The sequence below is a fragment of the Cupriavidus sp. MPR-AND1C genome (genome assembly GCF_058809705.1).
In genome coordinates this window covers 1-2,554 of sequence record NZ_JBXASU010000185.1, presented here as the reverse complement: position 1 = coordinate 2,554, position 2,554 = coordinate 1, and the positions used below count along the sequence as shown (strand labels likewise).

At 67.3% G+C, this 2,554-nt stretch carries 2 protein-coding genes; both read right to left on the bottom strand.

Annotated features, from left to right (window positions below; genetic code table 11):
* Nucleotides 1-99 precede the first annotated feature (99 nt).
* On the bottom strand, nt 100-1,290 hold the full coding sequence (locus tag AC1RWI_RS37860; protein WP_043348727.1) for a heme biosynthesis protein HemY: 1,191 nt from the start codon (nt 1,288-1,290) through the stop codon (nt 100-102).
* A 3-nt stretch (nt 1,291-1,293) separates the two neighbouring features.
* Nucleotides 1,294-2,554: fused uroporphyrinogen-III synthase HemD/membrane protein HemX (gene hemDX, locus AC1RWI_RS37855; protein ID WP_492870869.1), on the bottom strand; the 1,261-nt coding region annotated here is incomplete at its 5' end.

Here is a 2,554-nt window from a genome sequence, read left to right as displayed (position 1 = left end):
GTCTTGGTCTTGCGTGGCATACATGCTCCTTGGTGACATGTTATGCCCTAAACACAAAATCTCTGACAGGCCCGTCGACATCAACCTCAACCCACCCCCTCAAGCCGCCAAAATCGCACTCTCCCGGTAATGCCGCTGCGCCTCCTCAGGCCGCTCGGTCTCCTCAAACATCTTGGCCAACGCCAGATGCGCCCGAACCCGCAACCTGCGCTGCAAGTCAGCATCCGCATATTTCAACGCCCGCTCAAAGCTGGACTGCGCCTTGCCCCATAGCTTCTCGCCCAGGCACAGCACGCCTAGCGTGAAGTAGAGATCCGCATCCACAGGATGCTGCGTCAGCCATTTCTCCGCCTGCTGGATCTGCGGCAACGCACGTCCTGGCTCCGCGCATTCGGCATAGCGCAAGACCAGCCGGCTGTCCCAGTTGACCTTGAGCGCGTCCTCCACGATCTTGCGCGCTTCATCCTGACGGCCAAGCGCCGCGAAATAGCGCGCTGCGGGCTCGGCGATGCGGGCCGCGCGGCGTTCGTCGGTGGACAACGAACGCCAGAAATCCTGCAGGCCCTGCACGTCGTGGCGGCGCTCCTCCAGCAGGGCCTCGCAGGCTAGTTGCTTGAGGCGCAGCGCCAGCACAGGATGCAGGGCGTTGCGCTTTTCCAGCGAGCGCGCCAGGCGCAGGACTTCGGTCCAGTTCTTCAGGTGCTGGTGGGCACGCAGCGCGATGCGCTGCACATGGATCTGGCGCGCGCCCTGGGCCTGCAGCTGCGCGATGGTTTCCAGCGCGCCTTCGGCATCGCGCGCGTCGACCAGCAACTCGGCCATCGACACCAGCCGTGCCTGCTCGCGCTCGGGGTCGGTCACCTGCGCCATCCAGGCGTCGCGCCGCTCCGTTTCCTGCATGCGGTGCGCCGCGCGGGCGCCGATCAGCGCTGCCGTCTGGGCCTGCTCGGGCCAGGCCTGGGCCTCGCGCGCGGTACGCTCGGCACGGGCAAAGCGGCCGGCGAACAGGTTCTCGATGGACTCGCGCAAGGCCGCTTGCGCACGGTTCATGCGGCTGCGCTCGCGGTAGGCCGCGGCACGCGCCGGCATCTCGGACAGATGGCGCGCGGTGCCGAGGATGGTCCAGACCACGAAGAACGCCAGCAACAGCAGGGCCAGCGCCAGGTTCAGCGACAGCTCAACCCGGTAAGGCGGGTAGAACAGAACCAGGTTGCTCTGGTTGAATTGCGTAAACAGCGCGAGCCCGACGGCGCCGCCAAACAGGATAGCTACCCAGAAAAGAAGCCGCATGCGCTACTCCTTCTTGAGCGCTTGCAGCGCGCCGAGGCTTTCCGCCATGGTGGGCAACTGCACCGTCACGGCGCCGGCCTGGGCCTGCTTGAGCAGGGTCAGCACGGCCTGCACGCGGCGCGACTTGGTGTCGCAATAGCGTGCGATCATGGCTTGCGCGGCCGCCAGGTCATTGCGGAACACCGGCTCGTTACGCGACAGCAGCGCCAGGCGCGCATTGAGCAGCCGCAGCTTGACGTTCTCGCGCAGGAACCAGCCCTGGTCGCCGGTCAGCAGCAGTGCCTGGGCATCATCCACGCGGCGGATGCGGATGACCTGCATCAGCTCGTCGCGCACATTGCCCCACAGGCGGCCAAACCAGTTGCCGATCGCGTTGCCGGCCTGCACGGCCTCGTCCTTGGCGGCATGCTTGCCAGCCTTGGCGCCGGTGGGCTTGGCGGGCTTGTCGACAGCCTCGGCCTTCGCGTCCGTCTTGCGCGCATCCGCTTCACTGCGCTCGAGCATGCGCTCGCTCGACAGCAATGGCAGCGTATCGATCTGGTTGATGGCTTCATCGAGCTTGATGGCGGCACCGGTCAGGTCCGTATCCGGCACGGCCTTCATGCGCGCCACATCGCGGGCGATGGCCCGGCGCAGCAGGTTGTACTGTGGCTTGTCGGTCCGTGCAAGGCGCGTGTCGGCGCTTTGCAGCGCGGCCAGTGCTACCTGCACATTGCCCGTCAGCTGGAGTTGCTGGCCGGCGTTGGTGAGCAGTTGCTGGATCTCGGCGATCTCCCAGTCGTCGCGGTTGCGCATCAGGTCCTGGTAGACCTGTTCCAGCGCGGATTGCTTGTCGCGGGCCTCGCCCACCTGGCCGTCCAGCGCGCCAACCTTGGCCTGCAGTTCCTTGACGGTGTCCTGCGCGTTGCGCGAGAGCACCCGGGTTTCCTGCACCAGTGCATCGTTGCTCTGCTGGCGCCGCGCCAGTTCCTGGGTCAGGTGGTCCACGCGCTGCTGCAGCCACCAGAAACCGCCGCCTATGGCCAGGATCAGCAGGAACAGCAGCAACCACCATGGATTGACGCGGGGTGCGCCGCGCGCGGGCAGCGGGGCGCCAGCCGCGGGAGGCGGGCTGGAGGCGGGAGGAGCGGTATTGTCTTGCGTCACGCGATCGACCTTCGTTGACGTTGCGGGCGGTGGGTTGACTGGTGGTGCTGCCGGGAGCGGCGGCGGCACCGTGGCGGGCGGGACGGGCGCGGCGGCAGCCGCCGGCGCCGCCCCCGGC

Excerpts from the sequence above, each read along its gene's own strand:
- AC1RWI_RS37860 (WP_043348727.1), bottom strand. The coding sequence starts at position 1,290 with ATGCGGCTTCTTTTCTGGGTAGCTATCCTGTTTGGCGGCGCCGTCGGG.